Annotated in this window: 14 protein-coding genes; 9 read left to right on the forward strand and 5 right to left on the reverse strand. The window is 59.7% G+C overall.

Annotation, left to right across the window (positions count from 1 at the left end):
• Nucleotides 1–62 precede the first annotated feature (62 nt).
• From LOY33_RS12265 to LOY33_RS12285, 5 genes are read right to left on the reverse strand one after another with little or no spacing between them, the layout of a single operon-like run.
• A complete protein-coding gene (locus LOY33_RS12265) occupies nt 63–974 on the reverse strand; it encodes a LysR family transcriptional regulator (protein ID WP_258662793.1) in 912 nt (303 codons plus the stop codon).
• A 14-nt stretch (nt 975–988) separates the two neighbouring features.
• Nucleotides 989–2,356, reverse strand: a complete 1,368-nt coding sequence (locus tag LOY33_RS12270; protein WP_258662795.1) for an LLM class flavin-dependent oxidoreductase — start codon at nt 2,354–2,356, stop codon at nt 989–991.
• Complete coding sequence (locus tag LOY33_RS12275; RefSeq protein ID WP_258662798.1) at nt 2,357–3,586, reverse strand: SfnB family sulfur acquisition oxidoreductase; 1,230 nt, start codon at nt 3,584–3,586, stop codon at nt 2,357–2,359.
• Entirely contained in the window at nt 3,583–4,791 is a 1,209-nt protein-coding gene (locus LOY33_RS12280; protein WP_258662800.1) for an SfnB family sulfur acquisition oxidoreductase, read from the reverse strand. The genes LOY33_RS12275 and LOY33_RS12280 overlap by 4 nt, the downstream gene beginning before the upstream one ends.
• 10 nt (nt 4,792–4,801) lie before the next feature.
• On the reverse strand, nt 4,802–5,554 hold the full coding sequence (locus LOY33_RS12285; RefSeq protein WP_258662801.1) for an SDR family NAD(P)-dependent oxidoreductase: 753 nt from the start codon (nt 5,552–5,554) through the stop codon (nt 4,802–4,804).
• A 296-nt stretch (nt 5,555–5,850) separates the two neighbouring features.
• Here LOY33_RS12285 and LOY33_RS12290 point away from each other — a divergent pair, with 296 nt between their 5' ends.
• The 9 genes from LOY33_RS12290 (at nt 5,851) to LOY33_RS12330 (ending at nt 16,371) form a co-directional block, all read left to right on the forward strand.
• Entirely contained in the window at nt 5,851–7,440 is a 1,590-nt protein-coding gene (locus LOY33_RS12290; protein WP_258662802.1) for an ABC transporter substrate-binding protein, read from the forward strand.
• A 4-nt stretch (nt 7,441–7,444) separates the two neighbouring features.
• Nucleotides 7,445–8,470: an ABC transporter permease gene (locus LOY33_RS12295; protein WP_258662804.1), complete on the forward strand. Its 1,026-nt coding sequence runs from the start codon at nt 7,445–7,447 to the stop codon at nt 8,468–8,470.
• Nucleotides 8,467–9,354, forward strand: a complete 888-nt coding sequence (gene nikC, locus LOY33_RS12300) for a nickel transporter permease (protein WP_258662805.1) — start codon at nt 8,467–8,469, stop codon at nt 9,352–9,354. Before LOY33_RS12295 ends, nikC begins: the two co-directional genes overlap by 4 nt.
• A 10-nt stretch (nt 9,355–9,364) precedes the next feature.
• On the forward strand, nt 9,365–10,192 hold the full coding sequence (locus LOY33_RS12305; protein ID WP_258662806.1) for an ABC transporter ATP-binding protein: 828 nt from the start codon (nt 9,365–9,367) through the stop codon (nt 10,190–10,192).
• Nucleotides 10,189–10,902: an ABC transporter ATP-binding protein gene (locus LOY33_RS12310; RefSeq protein WP_258662809.1), complete on the forward strand. Its 714-nt coding sequence runs from the start codon at nt 10,189–10,191 to the stop codon at nt 10,900–10,902. Before LOY33_RS12305 ends, LOY33_RS12310 begins: the two co-directional genes overlap by 4 nt.
• Before the next feature lie 177 nt (nt 10,903–11,079).
• A complete protein-coding gene (locus LOY33_RS12315; RefSeq protein ID WP_258662811.1) occupies nt 11,080–12,375 on the forward strand; it encodes an OprD family porin in 1,296 nt (431 codons plus the stop codon).
• Between the two features lie 63 nt (nt 12,376–12,438).
• The gene (locus LOY33_RS12320; protein ID WP_258662813.1) at nt 12,439–14,034 is read left to right on the forward strand and encodes an ABC transporter substrate-binding protein; all 1,596 of its coding nucleotides are present in this window, start codon (nt 12,439–12,441) and stop codon (nt 14,032–14,034) included.
• A 47-nt stretch (nt 14,035–14,081) separates the two neighbouring features.
• Nucleotides 14,082–15,425: an NtaA/DmoA family FMN-dependent monooxygenase gene (locus tag LOY33_RS12325; RefSeq protein ID WP_258662816.1), complete on the forward strand. Its 1,344-nt coding sequence runs from the start codon at nt 14,082–14,084 to the stop codon at nt 15,423–15,425.
• A 1-nt stretch (nt 15,426) separates the two neighbouring features.
• Nucleotides 15,427–16,371 carry an ABC transporter permease gene (locus LOY33_RS12330; RefSeq protein ID WP_258662818.1) on the forward strand — a complete coding sequence of 315 codons (945 nt, stop codon included), beginning with the start codon at nt 15,427–15,429 and terminating at the stop codon, nt 16,369–16,371.
• The last annotated feature ends 23 nt before the right edge of the window (nt 16,372–16,394 follow it).

Consider the following 16,394-nt stretch of genomic DNA (forward strand, 5'->3'; position numbering starts at 1 on the left):
TATGGAATGTGTCCCTGATCGCCGATCCTCTACCAGCTCTCCTACTAGTGGGAAAAAAGCGCTCAAATAACCGCGCGTTCATGCAGGAACTTGAGCAGATGTTCGACGTCCGCATTTGGCAAGCTGCCCGACCGCCACGCGAGGTGCAATTGACGCACAGCCCAGCGCTCCATGACGGGCACCATCACCAGTTGTCGGGAAGTGACAGCGGTGGCGACGGCCGCTCGGGGTAGAACGCTGACGCCATGGCCGGCTTCTACCAAACTAAGGATGGCCTCAAAGCTGGTGGCCTGCAGAGCGATACGCAATGATCGTCCCTGAGCTCCAGCTAGATCGCTCAGCAGCCGAAGAATGGCGCTTCCTTCATTAGTGCCGACGTACTGCTGCTCGAGTATGTGCTCGAGTTTGAGCTGCTTTTCAAATTGCAAAGTGTGCCCCGTGGGCACTACCAGCACCAACTGATCCTTTCGGTACTCCGTTTTCTCAAGGCCCACGCTACTGCAGTTCTGGGCGACAATGCCTAAATCGATATCGCCTGCCTGCAAAGCGCGTACAGTGTCTTCCGAAAGGCGCTCCTGCATCTCGATCCGTACCTCTTTGTAGAGGCTGCGATACGCATACAGATCCTTGGGTAAAAACTGAATGACCGCAGATGTATTTGCCCACAGCCTGATCCTCCCCCGGATGCCTTGAGCGAAATCGGTCATGGTACCTGCCAACCGTTCGGATGCGCTGACGATGAACTGCGCTTGTGCCAGCAGGGCATGGCCGGCAGGGGTCAATTCCATAGACCGGAACCGCCGTTCGAACAGCGCGATACCGATTAACTGCTCAAGGTCGCTCAGGCGTCTGCTCACCGCCGAGAGCGTCATGTGTATGCGCTCCGCAGTCGTCGTAAGGCTTTTGCTTTGCGCGGTGAGGACGAAAATGCGCAATGTCTGCAAATCGAAATTGGATGGGTTGATCACAGCCATGTCGTATCTAGAGGTCAGCTGCGCAGTGATGCGCCGTGATGGGAGGAAGCCAGCCTAGGGCCGGCAGCGAACAGCTTCTCACGCAGGGTACCCGTACGGTAGGCCGTTTTGAATACACCGCGTTCCTGCAGTTCGGGAACTACCCAACGGATGAAACCTTCGACACTCTCCGGCGACACGCTCCGAATGAGGTTGAAACCATCGACATCCGCTTCTTGCTGCCAGGCACACAATTCATCGGCCACTGTGCTGCCATTGCCGATGATCGTGAGTATTCTGGAGCCCAAGGGCATTGACGAGAGTAGCTTGCGTACCGTCCACACCTTGCCTGGGCTGCGACGCGTGAAGGCTTCGAGGGCTGATTGGCCCGACTCGGTCTGTTTGTAAATGATCGGCTCATCCAGACCATAGCGCGAAAAATCTATACCAACGGTAGACGAAAAGTGCGCAAGGCCTGCTTGTGGGCTTGCATACCGACGATAGTCGTCATAGCGCGCCTGCGCAGCAGATAAGGTCGCATCCACCACCACGTTGATCCCGGCGATAACCCGCACAGAATAGGGGTCCCGGCCCGCATCCTTCACTGCCTTGCGCAGGTCACGTACGACAGCGGCAACTACTTCCTTGCTGGGCCCCATGACGAACACGCACTCGGCATGACGCGCGGCGAACAGTTGTCCGCGACCTGACGCCCCTGCCTGATAGATGACCGGGGTGCGTTGGGGTGTTGGCGCGGTCAAGTGCGGCGTGCTGACGTTGTAGTAGGGGCCGGAATGTCTGATTGGGCTGACACCTTGGGGCCGTGTGTAAACCCGGGCATCGCGGTCCAATACGACAGCATCGTCACGCCAGCTTCGCTCCCACAGCTTGTACACGACCTCCATGTAGTCGTCGGCCCGATCATAGCGCTCGTCGTGCCGCGGCTGCTCAACGGCTCCATTGGCTTTGGCGGCGCTGTCCAGGTAGCCAGTGACTACGTTCCAGCCGACACGCCCGCCGGTCAATTGATCGAGGGTGGACATACGTCTGGCGAACAACGCCGGTGGCTCGTAAAGCACGTTGGAGGTAATGCCGAAGCCCAGATGCTCGGTGGCGTGGGCCATGCTGGGCACCAGCAGCATAGGATCGAGTCGCGGCAACTGAATGGCTTCTTCGAGCGCCTTGTCGTAGTTGCCCTCGTAGACGTCGAACGCCCCGAGGCCGTCAGCGAAGAAGATGCCGTCGAACAGTCCCGATTCCAGGGTACGCGCCTGCTCAATCCAGTAATCCAGCTCGTTGAAGCGGTGCGACTGATCGCGAGGGTGTGTCCATAAACCATGGCAGATATGCCCAGGACACGCCATTTCGAACGCGTTTAGCACGAGGTGCTTGGGCTTGCTCATTCAAATATACCCTCGGCGTGGCGGCAGTTTGTCGTTCAGGTAGTAATCCCCCAGAGTCGCGAATTTCCAGCGCACAGGGTCGTGCAAGGTGTGGGTGCGGGCATTGCGCCAATGGCGGTCAAGGTTGTACTGGGCAAGACTCGACTGAGCGCCTGCGAGTTCTACCAGTTTGCTGGAGGCTTTCAGGGCCAGTTCGGTAGCCAGGACTTTGGCCTGCGCCACGGCGACAGACGCAGTTGCCAATGCTTCGGCGGGAGCGTTTGATTTGAGGTCTTCGACCCGGTACGCCGCTTCCTCGAGCAAGGCCTCTGCCGCGTGAAGATCGACCTGCAGGGCGCCAGCGTCGAACAGGCTCAGCACATCGTCGCTGGCGCGTTCAGCGCCGCTATCGATCCAGGGGCGCGCTTTGGTGGTCACGAAGCACTTGAGGTCTTTCAGTGCGGCCCTGGCTATACCTACCTGAATAGACGTATGCCACAGCTGCGCGAACGGACCCAGGCGGCTTGGCTCGTCGAAAATGCGCTGGAACGGCAGCACGTGCTCAGCCAACACAGGTACATCGTCGAACAGTGCAGTACCGCTGCCGGTCGAGCGCTGCCCCATGGCGTCCCAGTCGTCGTAGAGCGTGAGTCCCTTGGCATCGACCGGGACATAGGCCATGTGTTGATAATCTTGCGCGTCCTTGACGAATACAGCGATCCAATCGCTCATCAGTGCGCCAGTGCAGTAGGCTTTCTTACCCTGGATATGCAGACCGTCGGCGGTCTCTATCAGGCGTGTCTTGCGGTGTTTGGCCGTCGAAGTGGGGGTCCCTGTCTCAGCCACTGCGTTGCCCAGCCTGGCACCTTGAAGAATACGGCGGTAAAAGAACTCTCGCTGCTTGGCCGTGCCGACTAGGCGCAATGTCTCGATCGAGTATAAGTGGTTTTGTGGGATTTGCCCGATGCTGGAGTCAGCCTCGCTGAGCAAGACCCCGACCTTGGCCAAGGTATTCGCGCTGACATCCGCCCCACCGTGATCTTTGGGGATGGTGATCGCTAAAAGCCCGGAGCGTGAGATCAAGTTCATTTCCGCGCGAGGGAGCGTGCGATTCGCATCGCGAAGCGAGGCGCCCTCGGCTATTTGCTCAGCAAGTGCGTGTGCGGTTTCTAGCGCTTGCTGATCTGATCGAATGATCACCGTTTTGCTAGCGTGATGCTGATTGTCTTCAAACTCAGAAACCATGTTCATACGAATGAATGCCTGTCAGGTTGAACGCCATTGAGCCAATAGTTGCCTATCAGCTTGTACTTCCAGCGCACGGGGTCATGAAGGGTGTGAGTACGAGCATTGCGCCAATGACGGTCCAGGCCGTATTTGGATGAAGTGGCGCTGGTACCACACAGCTCGAACAATTTCTCGGACGCTTCCAGTGCAACCTGGGTCGTCAGCACTTTTGCTTCAGCTACTGCCACAGATGCATGGGCCGCCGATTGCGCGGTGACTTCGGTGGCACTGACTTGGTCCAGGATGCGCGCTGCACGTCGCAGAAGCGCATTGGCCGCTGCAATGCGTACTGACAGATTGCCGAACGCTGCGATGATGTAAGGGTCTTCGGCTGCTGTCTCTTTACCGCTGTCAATCCAAGGGCGAGAGCGCGTTTTCACGAACGCTTTGGCATCGGCGAAGGCTGCTTCGGCGATGCCGGCGTCTATGGCAGCCTGCATGATCTGCGCGACCGGGCCCTGGAGAGTGATCTTGCCGTCGAACAGCAGATGAGCTGGGAGAATCTGCGAATCATCGACCTTTACATTGTCGAACGTTACTGTCCCGCTCGCGGTGGTGCGTTGCCCGAAACCGGTCCAGTCGTTGTGCAGAGTGACACCTTCGGCATCGGCGGGTATGAATACCCGTGTCAGGCGTTCGGCTTCGTCCAATGCCAAAACCTGTACCCAGTTGGCAAACAGCGCCCCGGTGCAATAAAACTTCACGCCTTGGAGACGCCAGTGGTCGTCACTGCGACGGATGCGAGTCTTGAAGTCGCGCGCATGGCGTGTGCCTCGCTCGGACGTCGCGCTGCCGAAACGCTGGCCAGCTATTACCTTGGCGAAGTAATCGTGCTTTTGCGCTTCGCTGCCGATAGTGCGCAGGCTGTTGACCGCGCCGAAGTGGGTCTGGGGAATTTGCCCGATGCAGGGGTCCGCTGCCGAAATGATACGAAAAACGTCAGTCAAGGTTTCAAAGGATACATCGGCACCTCCGTAGGCCTTTGGGACGGTGATGGCCGTCAAACCGGCGCTCGAGTAAGCGTCCATTTCTGCGTGGGGAAGGGTACGGTCCCGATCACGCTGCGCGGCATCGAGCGAAAAGCGCTGCGCCAGCGCGCGCGCAACTTCCAATGCTTCTGCGTCATCTCTGATGATTCGGGCCGGTGGGGCAGAGGGAGTCTGGGTCATGGGCTGGGGCTCAAGCGGGCGCGCGATGAATGGCAAGGGGCGCAAAACTTTGCGCCACGGGCATGACTTCGATGCGGTTGATGTTTACGTGTGCAGGCAGTTGGATGATCCATGCAACGGCCTCGGCGATGTCGTCGGCCGTCAGGGGTGTAACGTCGTCATAGCGCTTGGCTGCCTCGCCGGCATCTCCGCGCAGCCGCACGGTGGTAAATTCGGTGCCTCCCACCAGTCCGGGCTCAAGGTTGGTCACCCGCAACGCTGTGCCCGCCAGGTCAGAGCGCAAGTTGAGGCTGAACTGCTGGACGAATGCCTTACTTGCGCCGTATACGTTGCCACCCGCGTACGGGTAGGTACCTGCCACAGAACCCAGATTGATGATCGTGCCCTTGTTACGAGCCACCATCCCGGGAAGAACCGCGTGGGTGAGTTCAGTAAGGCCAATGATGTTGGTATTGATCATGGCCCGCCAATCGTTGAGATCGGCGTCTTGTGCCCGCTCCAGCCCCAGTGCGAGGCCGGCATTGTTGACCAGCACATCAAGAGTGGCGAACTCCGCAGGAAGCCCCCCCGGCAGGGCCGCTACGGCCTCTTTATCAGTGATGTCCAGCGCCACAGGGTAAAAGCGCTCGCCCAGTTGATCGGCCAATTGCTCAAGTCGCTCCAACCGCCGTGCGATACCCACGACACGGTGGCCATCATTGACCAGACGCTGCGCGATTGCCTTGCCAAAACCTGAAGATGCTCCGGTAACAAGAACAGTCATATATCGAACCCTTAGTGGAAAGTAACTTCATTCTTGGCACGGCCATTTCGCTATTACCATTGCTGGAACGGAAACGTAAGTTTCGCTGAAAGCAAGGCAACCATTTACTGTATTGATTTAGGTCAAACTGTCGCCTGAGCAACAGTAATGTTCAATTTTTCCAAGGGGTTGCAAACTAACAGGTCTATCGTTATGTCTCTTGAGTCTAGTTCATAAGCTTATGTTCAAAACGTGTATTGCCCCGTGCTACTGCAATGCCTAGCGTGGCGTAATTCTAATCGCCAGGACGTAACGTTATGTGGAAGCTGGTTCGGACAACACGCTATTTAATAGGGGTCGCAGGCGTTCTTTTCTCGGTCGCCAGCATGGCCGCCAGCGACACGCTGGTGGTCGCCAAGAATCTCGAGGACGTACTGTCCCTGGACCCCGCAGAGGCATACGAAAACACCACCGGCGAAATACTCAACAATGCCTATTCGCGACTGGTGAGTCGTGACCCGAACACGCCAGCGCAGGTCATCGGTGATGTAGCTGACCGCTGGACGGCCGCTGCCGATGGCTTGACGTACACATTCCACATACGGGGGGGCCAGACCTTTGCCGATGGTAGGCCTCTTACCGCAGAGGATGCGGCCTGGTCACTGCGTCGCGTGGTCAAACTGAACAAGACGCCATCCTTCCTGTTCGGCCAGTTTGGCTGGACGCCTGCCAATGTCGATGGCCTGGTCCGCGCCACAGCCCCCGAGACCTTGGAACTCAAACTCGGCACAGCCTTGGCGCCTGGCTTAGTTTTGCAATTACTGGCTACTTCGCCAGCTTCGATCGTCGACGCCAAGACTGTACAAATGCATGAGCGTGACGGCGATCTTGGCAATGGGTGGTTGAAGACCGCGTGGGCAGGTAGTGGGCCGTTTTCAATCGCGACCTGGAAGGCCAAGAATGCGATCGTTCTGCAGAGCAACCACGCCTACTATGGCGGCAAGCCACTGCTGGAACGGGTGATCTTCCGCCATGTGGCCGAAAGTGCGACGCAAGCGCTGCTGGTGGCCAAAGGTGATGTCGACATGGCCTACAACCTGGACCCGGACCAAATCAAAGCGCTTGCACCTGCCGCAGCGTTCAACCTCACCAACACCCGCAAGCTCACCGAGATCTACCTGCCGCTCAACCAAAAGAACCCTGCGCTTGCAGACCCCCGCGTCAGAGCTGCTCTGCGCTCGGCGATCGATTACCAGGGTATCGCCAGCAATCTGCTGGCGGGGCAGTGGACCGTTCATCAGAGCCTCTATGGCCAAGGGATTCCCGGAGCGGTCTCCAAGCCGCTCTATCACCTGGACATTGCCAAGGCCAAGCAGCTTCTCAAGGAGGCCGGCTACGACAAGGGCTTGACCCTGAACCTCGATGTCGAAGGGGGCAGTCCTTATCCAGAGATCGCCCAGTCGATCCAGGCAACGTTCGCCCAGGCAGGTATCACTCTCAATCTTTTGCAGTCTGATCGTCGCCAGGTGGTCACCAAGTACCGGGCGCGTGAACATGAAGTCATTCTTTGGCATGCCTCGGTGGATTACAACGACCCCAATGCAGCTGCCAACGATTACGCCCTCAACGAGAACAACGCGGACGACGCGCCTCTCAAGAACAGGGCGTGGCGTAGCGGCTGGGTTGACAGCGAGGCCAACAAGCTGACCCTGGCTGGCCAACGGGAACAGGATCCGCAAAAACGCGCTGCCCTCTATGCGAAGTTGCAGCAACGCGTCCTGGATCAGGCACCGTATATCTTTGCCTTCCAGCAGGTCGAGCAAATCGTCCTGCGAGCCAACGTCAAAGGGTTTCAGAGTGGACCGAACTTCGATTCGGCCGTCTACACCCACGTGAGCAAGGACTGAGAAGATGAACGCTCATGGTCACTGGCTCAAGTCGAGTGTAACCGGTGCTGCTTCGCTAGCCGCGACCTTGCTCGGTTTGCTGGTACTGACATTCTTCATAGGTCGAGCACTGCCTGTGGATCCAGTGCTGGCAGTGGTCGGCGAGCATGCTAGCGCAGATGTCTATGAACGTACTCGTATAGAAATGGGCCTGGACCAACCGGTGACGGTGCAGTTCGCGCGGTACCTGGGGCGCGTGTTGAATGCCGATCTCGGAACATCCGTGGTGAGCGGGCAACCTGTGTTACGCGACCTGGCCAGTTTCTTCCCGGCCACCTTTGAGCTGGCGACGGTCGCCATGCTGATTGGTGCGTTGGTTGGAATACCTGCCGGGGTCTTGGCCGCCGTACACCGCAACCGCTGGCCTGATGTGCTGGTCAGGATAACGGGCCTGGTCGGTTACTCCGCTCCAGTTTTCTGGTTGGGCATCGTCGGACTGGTTGTGTTCTATGTGACGCTTGGCTGGGTGGGCGGCCCGGGTCGGCTCGATACGCTGTATCAATACAGCATCGAGGAGCGTACCGGCTTGGTCTTGATCGACACACTGTTGGCCGGTAGCTGGGATGGGTTCGTCAATGCCTTGAGTCACCTGCTGTTGCCGGCTGTTGTACTGGCCTGGCACACGGCTGCGTACCTCAGCCGGATGACGCGCGCGCTGATGATCGACGAACTCAACAGCGAGTACATCCTGGCAGCGCGCATGAAAGGCCTGAGCGACTGGCGCGTGGTATGGCGCCATGCATTCATCAACATTCGTGTGCCGTTGCTCACATCGGCGGCACTCGCCTATGCCTATCTACTCGAGGGCGCAGTGGTCACGGAGACCGTCTTCGCTTGGCCTGGCATCGGCATGTATATCACCCAGTCGCTGTTCAGCGCAGACCTTCCTGCAGTGCTGGGTGCGACGACGCTCATTGGCTTGCTGTTCCTGATGCTCAATCGTTTCGTCGACTGGCTCTACCCGCGATTGGACGCGAGGATCAAATCATGAACATGTCTGTATCACCCCTACCGCTGGACCTTCAGCCCGCTCCTGAACATGGCGGAGCACGCGGCCGCTGGCGCTGGGCGCTCGATCAACCACTGATGGCCATGGGTGTACTGATCCTGCTGGGTCTGTTGGTGGCCGCGTGTGCTGGACAGTGGGCACCGCAGGACCCCTATATGCAGGCCTTGAGCGAGCGGTTGCAGCCGCCCTCGGCAGAACATTGGTTCGGCACCGATCAGTTGGGCCGGGACATTTTTAGCCGTGTGCTGCATGGGGCGCGCTATACCTTGCTGATCGTGCTCATGGCGGCTGTCAGTGTGGCCCCGGTGGGCATGGCGGTCGGGCTTTGTGCGGGCTATTTCGGTGGCGCACTGGAGACTGTGCTGATGCGCATCACCGACATCTTCATGGCGTTCCCGCGTTTGCTTCTGGCCCTTGCACTCGCCGCCGCCCTCGGCCCAGGACTGGAGAACGCTGTGTTGGCAATCGCAGTCAGTGCGTGGCCACCTTACGCGCGGCAGGCGCGTGCTGAAGCCAAGCGCCTGCGCGAGCGAGAGTTCATCTGGGCGTCACGTCTGGCCGGGGCCTCCCACCTACGCATTCTGCTTCGGCACCTCCTGCCGCTGTGCGCCAGCTCTGCATTGGTGAGGCTCACGCTGGACCTGGCCGGCATGATCCTAATTGCCGCGGGCTTGGGGTTCCTTGGCCTCGGCGCACAGCCGCCTACGCCGGAATGGGGGGCGATGGTCGCCGCTGGACGACAGATCCTGGCACCGTACTGGTGGGTGGCAACCCTGCCCGGATTGGCGATCTTTCTCGTTAGCCTGGCATTGAACCTGGTAGGCGATGGCCTGCGTGACGCGCTAGACCCTCGCGCGGGTCGTTGAGGAGAAAACCATGAATTCACTGCTGGATGTACAAGGTTTGACTGTCAATTACCACCACAAGCGTGTGGTCAAAGGCATTAGCTTCAGCCTGGCGGCCCGGGAACGCCTAGGCATCGTCGGCGAGTCAGGATCGGGCAAGTCACAGACGGTGCGTGCGATTGCCGACCTGCTGGGGACCCGCGCCCAAGTGTCGCTGCAGCGGTTGGCGTTCGACGGCGTCGAACTGACTGCTGCCCATGCCAAAAAACGCGCGGCACTGCGGGGGACGCAGATCGGCATGATCATGCAGGACCCTGGCTATTCGCTCAATCCGGGCATCAGCGTCGGCGAACAGATTGCAGAAATGTACCGGGTACACCGTGGCCTCGCACGCAGAGATGCTTGCCAAGCTGCGCTGCAGGCTATGCAGACGCTGCACATCGAGGCGCCTGAGCGCGTGTACCAACGCTTCGCGCATGAGTTGTCAGGTGGCATGGGGCAACGCGTGATGATCGCAATGATGCTGGCCGCCGAGCCCAAACTGTTGATAGCCGACGAACCGACCTCGTCTCTGGACAAGGGCAATGCCAGGGCGGTACTCGAATTGCTCGACCAGCAGGTGCGTGATCGGCAAATGGGTTTGATCTTGATCAGTCACGACCTCGATGCGATAGCTGGCTGGTGTGACCGGGTGCTGGTGATGCGTGACGGTGAAATCATCGATCAGTGTCTGTCCAGTCAGCTGGGGTATGACGGACATCCCTACACCCGCGCGTTACTGGCCTGCGTTCCTCGCCGAGGTGATCACGGCGCACCGCTGGCGACACTGCAGGATTTCGATCTGGAGCCTGCCCGATGAGCCAGCCTGTGCTGTCAGTCAAGAACGTGTCGATCAATCTGGACGGGCGATCCATCCTGCGCGATGTTTCATTCGACGTGGCGCCCGGCCAGGCTCTGGGACTACTTGGGCGCTCAGGCTCTGGCAAGTCCACGCTGTTACGCGCCCTCTGCGGCATGGTCAAGCTGAGCACTGGCCAGGTTAGCGTCGGCGGTGTGGCGGTCACGGCCGCAGGCGTGGACCATCGTGCCCTGGCGTCGCAGGTACAGATGGTGTTCCAGGATCCCTACGCCTCGCTGCACCCGAGGCACACGGTGGGTAGTACGCTGCTCGAGCCATTGCAGATTCACGGCCTCGGCGATCAATCTCAACGTGTGGCGGCGGCACTCGAAGAAGTCGGCCTGGATGCGACGATGGCGTCGCGTTTTCCACATGAGCTTTCTGGCGGGCAACGCCAGCGGGTGGCCATCGCCCGAGCGCTGATGCTCAGGCCCCGTTTGCTGCTGCTAGACGAGCCAACCTCGGCACTCGACGTATCGGTGCAGGCAGAGGTACTCAACTTGCTGGCCCGCCTCAGGGAACAGCACGACCTCGCGTTGATGATGGTCAGCCACCACCCGGCTGTCGTGAGCTATCTGTGCGAAACCATGATGGAGGTGAGCGATGGCAGCGTCGATGCCCCCTTCGCACGACTGGAACAATCCATTCCCATAAGACGCGTGGCGTGGTGACGCCAGCGTCTGCTGTTTCACCCTGAACCGCAGCACAGGTTGTGCCCCCTGAAACATCGACGCGATGACGCGTAAACGTGCCTGGCGACAGTTGATCGCCAGTGCATGCCACCGTGCCCGATCGATGACGAACGCAAGTTTCTTGCAACCACAATGTACGCAGATAGGAAGTGTCGTATGCGTGTCGGAACACAAACTGCCATAACCGCGTTGCTGCTGGTCAACGGTTGCGTTCACGCGAGTGAACAAGAGAGCGCTACCGGCTTTATCGAAGACAGCTCGTTGAAATTGCTGAACAGGAATTTTTACTTCAACCGAGACTTCAGGGATGCCTCACCCGGAAGCCAAAGTTACCGTGAGGAATGGGCGCAGGGTCTGCTGGGTTTCTACCGGTCAGGTTTCACCCAGGGGGTGATCGGCCTGGGGGTCGATGCGCATGTGTTCGCCGGGGTACGCCTAGATGGCGGGCCCGGCCGGTCGAAGGGCAAGTTGCTGCCCGTCGACAGCGATGGCCGACCTGCAGACGGCTATTCCACGGCCGGGGCAGCGTTGAAAGCACGAATTTCATCGACCACGCTTCGCTATGGCGAGCTGCAACCCAATGCGCCCGTATTCGCCACGGCCGACTCCAGGTTGTTTCCCGAAACGGCCACCGGTCTTCTACTTGAAAGCCATGAAGTTCAAGGGCTGAACGTACAGGCCGGACACTTCACGGCGTTCAAGCGCCGCGAGGCCAGCGGACACGACGGTGACCTGCTGTTGTATTACGGCGATGGCAAGGTCGGCTCCAGCATTGATTTTGTCGGCGGTGACTACGCTTTGGGCAAGCAGCTGACACTGTCACTCTACGCCTCGCAGTTCGACGATACCTGGAACCAGTACTACGGCGGCATCAAGTACCTGCTGCCCTTGTCTGCATCGAGCAGTTTCGCAGTGCAGGCCAATGCCTACCGGACCCGTGATACGGGGGCCGCCTATCAAGGCAGGATCGACACCACCGCGTACAGCATCGCGACGACCTACACCCACGGCGCTCACCGGTTCACCCTGGGCTATCAGAAGATCAACGGCGATACGCCGTTCGACTACGTCGGCACCGGTTCGATCTTTCTGGATAACGCCTCCAATTACTCAGACTTCAATGGCGCACACGAAGCCTCGTATCAGGCGCGCTATGACCTGAATCTGGCAGCCCTGAAGCTTCCCGGAGTGACGTTTTCCGTGCGTTATGTAACCGGCGCTGGCATCGACGGCACGGGGGCGGACATCGACGGTGGCTACGTCGGCCAGCAAGGGCGTGGGGGCAAACACTGGGAGCGTGATCTGGACCTCAAGTACGTCGTTCAGAGCGGCGCGGCGAAGGATTTGTCGCTGCGTCTTCGCCAAGCCACGCACCGCGCCAACGCGTCCCAAGGCGAAAGCGATATCGATGAAGTACGCCTGATTGCCGAATACCCACTGAGCATTTTTTGATCGCGACTCCCGCTTGCCGCATGGGGCAGGCGGGGTTATCCCCGAACAATACGAGAGCACATCATGAACAGCGAAGATTCATCCTGGTTTTCTGGGGCCAGCCAGGGGCGGCGGAGCTTTTTGAAAACATCCATTGCCCTGGGCATGGCCGTCAGCACCGGCGGAATTCTACTGCCGGACGGTGCACAGGCCAGCGTACCGCTGGCGTCCTCTGGCGGGCATCTGCGCCTGGGCCTGGCGGGCGGCGCGACCACCGATAGCCTGGACCCAGCGCTGTGGAGCGACTCCTACATGATTCTCATTGGGTTCGCCGTGCGCTCCAACCTGTTCGAGATAGGCCCGGATGGTAATTTGCTGCCGGACACTGTACGCACCTGGGAGCACTCCGCCGATGCCAGAACCTGGCGCTTCGAGACCGTCAAAGGCGCCACCTTCAGCAACGGCAAGGCGCTGACCGCAGCCGATGTCGTGGCGTCGCTGAATTATCACCGAGGCGAACAAAGCCGCTCTGCTGCGCGTGCCGTCTTCGAGGGAGTGGAGGACATTCAGCTCGATGGGCGCGATGCGTTCATCGTCAGGCTCAACGCGCCCAATGTCGACTTTGCCTACTCGCTCTCCGATCAACACCTGAACATTCTGCCCTCCAGCGAGGGCGTCGTCGACTGGCGCTCCGGGATCGGTGCCGGCCCGTTCATCCTCGAGCAATTCGAGCCTGGGGTGCGCGCGGTACTCAAACGCAACCCGAACAGTTATCGCGACGCTTACCTGGATTCGGCCGAGCTGGTGTCCATCAGTGATGTTGTCTCTCGCCAGTCTGCCCTGCAGAGCGGTCGAGTCGACGTCATCAACCGCGTGTCCTTGAAAACAGCGGACCTGCTTGCCAGAAGCAAGGCAATTACCGTGCAAGAAACCGTCGGCCGCCTGAACTACTGGCTCACGGCCAATACCCAGGCTTCGCCTTATGACAACGCTGACCTGCGAAACGCGCTCAAGTACGGGCTGGACCGGCAACAGTTGCTGGACGTCGTATTCAATGGGCATGGCCGAATCGGCAATGACCAACCGATCACGCCGGGGTATCGGTACTTTAATGTCGAGAACACGCCCAAGGCATATGACCCCGATAAAGCGCGATTCCTGATTAAGAAGGCCGGGCTTGATCGACTTTCAGTGCGGCTTCATACCTCGGAAGCCGCGTTCCCGGGGGCTGTCGATTTTGCCGTGCTTTACAAGCAACAAGCGAGTCGGGCAGGCATCGACATCGATGTCGTCCGAGAGGGCGCAGATGGTTACTGGGCGAAGGTCAAGACCAATACCCCTTCTTGGTACATGACTTACTGGAGCGGTCGCATGACCGAAGATGACATGCTCTCCACGGTCTTCGCACCCACGTCCCAGCGCAATTATACGCACTGGAACAATCCCACGTTCAATGCGTTGCTGGCAGCTGCACGCTCGGAAACCGACGACGCCAGGCGCAGGGCGATGTATGGCGAGATGCAGACCTTGGTCAGCGATGACGGAGGGGCCGTGATTCCGATATTCGGTAATTACCTGAACGCATTCACCCAGCGCGTCAGGCCGTCCGCGAAGATGGCGACCAATGAAGACCTCGATGGCGGCCGACTCCTCGAGCGTTGGTCACTCACCGCGGTTTGATCGTGTGCCGACGCACATGTCTACACCATTTCATGAAGAAGGCATCTATGACTACACGGTCCCCCATCCCATTGGGCTGCATCGTCGACCCCTACGGCAACCATCCAGCGGCTTGGCTCACCGCCACGGCCAAAGCGGATGCAGCGACTCAACTGGCGACCTACAAGGCCATCGCGCGCCTGGCGGAGGTCCATGGGCTGGACTTTGTGTTCGTCCCGGACTCCCCAGCCATGCCTGAAGGCTCATTGGCCCAGGCCAGTCGCTCACCACGCAGTACCAACCGCCTGGAGCCGCTCACCCTGTTGGCGGCATTGGCAGCGGTGACCGAGCGTATCGGACTGATCGCGACCGTCAGCACGAGCTACAGCGAGCCGTTCACGATCGCTCGTCAGTTCGCCTCGCTTGACCATATTAGTGGCGGACGCGTGGGTTGGAACGTCGTTACGACCGAGAACGGTGGTGCGTGGGAGAATTACGCAGGGCAGGGGGCGTTGGCGCACGGTGATCGCTACCTACGGGCACAGGAATACGTCGAGGTCGTGCGGCGTCTGTGGGACAGCTGGGCAGATGACGCGGTGGTGTTCGACCAGGCCGCCGGTCACTACTTTGAACCGAGCAGAGTCAAACCGATCGACCATCGCGGACGCTGGTTCTCGGTCAAAGGGCCGCTCAATATCTCCCGCCCTCCACAAGGGCACCCGGTCATCGTTCAGGCCGGTGGCTCACCGGAAGGACGCGACCTGGCGGCCAGGTATGCCGACCTGGTGTTCACGGTGCAGCCGGACATCGATTCGGCACGAGCGTTCTACGCCGATATCAAACGCCGGGCATCTGCGCACGGGCGTAGCCCGCAAGCCATCAAGGTGCTGCTTGGCACCACGGTGGTGGTGGGCATGGACAAGGCAGATGCCGATGCCCAGCTCGTGGCGCTCGGTGAGCTCATCGATGAGGAGCAAGGTCGTGCAATGGTCGAACGCATTCTGGAAGCCGACCTCTCGGGAGTGTCTTATGAGGCCCCCATTCCCACCGCGCTCATCCCCTCATCCAGCAACCGCAACACAACCTATTTCAATGCACTCAGCGATGCCATACGCAGTCATGGCCTGAGCTTGCGTCAGGTGGCCGGGCGCCTGTCGGCCACCCGCATAGGCAATGCGTTCGTGGGCGATGCGCAGCAGATCGTTGACGAGATGGAGACCTGGCTGGAAGGCGCCTGTGATGGTTTCATGGTGCGTCCCACGCATTTCCCGACCTCGCTCGACGTATTCTGCGATCAGGTCGTGCCGGTCCTTCGTCAGCGTGGGCTGATCAGGTCGGCCCCCGCAGCGGGTACGCTGCGCGATGCGCTGGGCTTGCCGCGACCTTCGGTGGCTGGCGGGGAGGTCGCCTAGCATGCGCGCGTTCGCCACACAAAGCTTGCTCGCCTTGACTACCCTCTGGATGTTGTCGGCGCTCATTTTCCTGGGCATCCGCATATTGCCAGGTGATGTCGCCGTCGCCATCCTCGGGCAAGGGGCGACAGAAGAGTCGCTTGTCGCTCTGCGCCACTCCCTGGGCCTTGACTCTAGCGCTTGGCAGCAATACTGGCTTTGGCTGAACCAGTTGCTGCATGGGGAGCTGGGTAACTCGCTGACCACCAATGCGCCGTTTGGCCCTGTGCTGCTGGGCCGCCTTGGCAACACGCTAGAACTCGCGCTGTTGAGTACCGCGTTGGTGGTACCTCTGTCCTTGCTGCTGGGCGTGGTGTCGGTCATCCAGGAGGGGCGCGGATTCGACCGGGCCTGCAATGCGGTCGTGCTGTTTCTGCTGTCAATGCCAGCATTCCTCGTCGGTTACATGCTTATCGTCAGTCTTTCGGTAAGCATCGACCTCTTCCCCAGCTTGTCGATCGTGACCCAGGACATGGCCGTCGGTGGGTACCTCTGGGCGATGACCCTGCCGGTGCTGACCCTTACGCTCTCGGTACTGCCCTACATCGTGCGCATGACCCGCGGTGCGCTCCTGGATGTGATGCAGGCGCCCTACATTGAAATCGCGGTGCTCAAGGGGCTGCCTCGCTGGCACATCGTGGTGGTTCATGCACTGCCCAATGCTGTCGGCGTGATCATCCAGACCATTGCGCTGAACGTCGCCTACATGGTCGCGGGGGTGGTCGTTATCGAGCAGATCTTCGTTTATCCCGGTCTCGGCCAGTACATGGTGGATGCGGTGGGCAAGCGGGATATCCCAGTCGTTCAAGTGGTGGCGCTGTTTTTTGGAGCCACCTACATCATCCTCAATCGGTTGGCGGATAGCTTCAGCCGTAACAGCAACCCACGTCTGAAAGGGGAGGCCTGAGATGCCAGCGTCGGAAAGGGCAG

Origin of the sequence: Pseudomonas sp. B21-036 (assembly GCF_024748925.1) — a bacterium.
Classification (GTDB): Bacteria; Pseudomonadota; Gammaproteobacteria; order Pseudomonadales; family Pseudomonadaceae; genus Aquipseudomonas; species Aquipseudomonas palmensis.